Raw genomic sequence first — 883 nt, 5'->3', positions numbered from 1 at the left:
TAGGGTCTGTTGATGTTTTAAGGTCATAATTCATTCAGCCCACATGGGCAACCAGACAATGATAAACGCCAGAGCCAACATACTGGCGTAATTCCGTTCAAGCTTATCGTATCTTGTTGCTATTGCACGAAAATGTTTAACCCTAGCGAACGCATTCTCCACCAAATGACGATAACGATATAAACATTTATCAATCTGTTTATCCGATTTTCGGCTATTTTTCCGGTAGGGAATAATCGGCGTTGCTCCTTGCTGTTCAATATGATTTCTGAAAGCTTGACTGTCGTACCCTTTGTCAGCTATCACAAAGTCCGAAGGGGGCGATTGTTCGACTAAACTTTCAGCATGAACAATGTCATGCACTTGTCCCCCGGACAATTCAAAATGAACAGGCAATCCATAACTATCGACGGCCAAATGAATTTTGGTTGAACGTCCACCACAACTTTTGCCAATCGCCTCATCATCATCTGAAGCCGCTCCGGCACTGTGCTGATGAGCACGGACGATACTCCCATCAATAAACAACCATTCCCTATCAGCAAACCCAGATAACCACTTGAAAATGAGCTGTAAAACCCCTTTCTTTGACCACGCATTGAAACGTTGAAAGACGCTATTCCATTTGCCGAATTCTGGCGGTAAATCGCGCCAGGGAACGCTCGTTCTCATTCGGTAAAGAATGCCTTCAACGGTCAAACGGTGTTCAGGTTTGTGATAAATCCAACCCGCATGTTGCATTAACGCAGATAGCTTATTCCATTGGAGATCTGTTAACATAGTTCGCGGCATGATGGTGAGGTCTGGTTGTTTTTTGGCGAAAGTAATTATACCAAATCATCATGCTGTCTAATAATCCCTCACAAAACATCAACACGCCCTA

The 883-nt window shown here is 43.6% G+C and carries 1 protein-coding gene; it reads right to left on the bottom strand.

Annotated elements, in window-relative coordinates; all coding sequences use genetic code 11:
• Window positions 1-30 precede the first annotated feature (30 nt).
• On the bottom strand, window positions 31-792 hold the full coding sequence (locus tag Xentx_RS18175; RefSeq protein WP_074021881.1) for an IS5 family transposase: 762 nt from the start codon (window positions 790-792) through the stop codon (window positions 31-33).
• Window positions 793-883: the final 91 nt, after the last annotated feature.

This window comes from Xenorhabdus thuongxuanensis (assembly GCF_001908095.1).
GTDB lineage: Bacteria > Pseudomonadota > Gammaproteobacteria > Enterobacterales > Enterobacteriaceae > Xenorhabdus > Xenorhabdus thuongxuanensis.
The sequence above is the reverse complement of the archived record's forward strand: the minus strand, read 5'-3'. Positions and strand labels throughout refer to the sequence as shown.

What these genes read in the sequence shown, in the direction of transcription:
- Xentx_RS18175 (WP_074021881.1), bottom strand. Translation starts at nt 792, where the DNA reads ATGCCGCGAACTATGTTAACAGATCTCCAATGGAATAAGCTATCTGCG.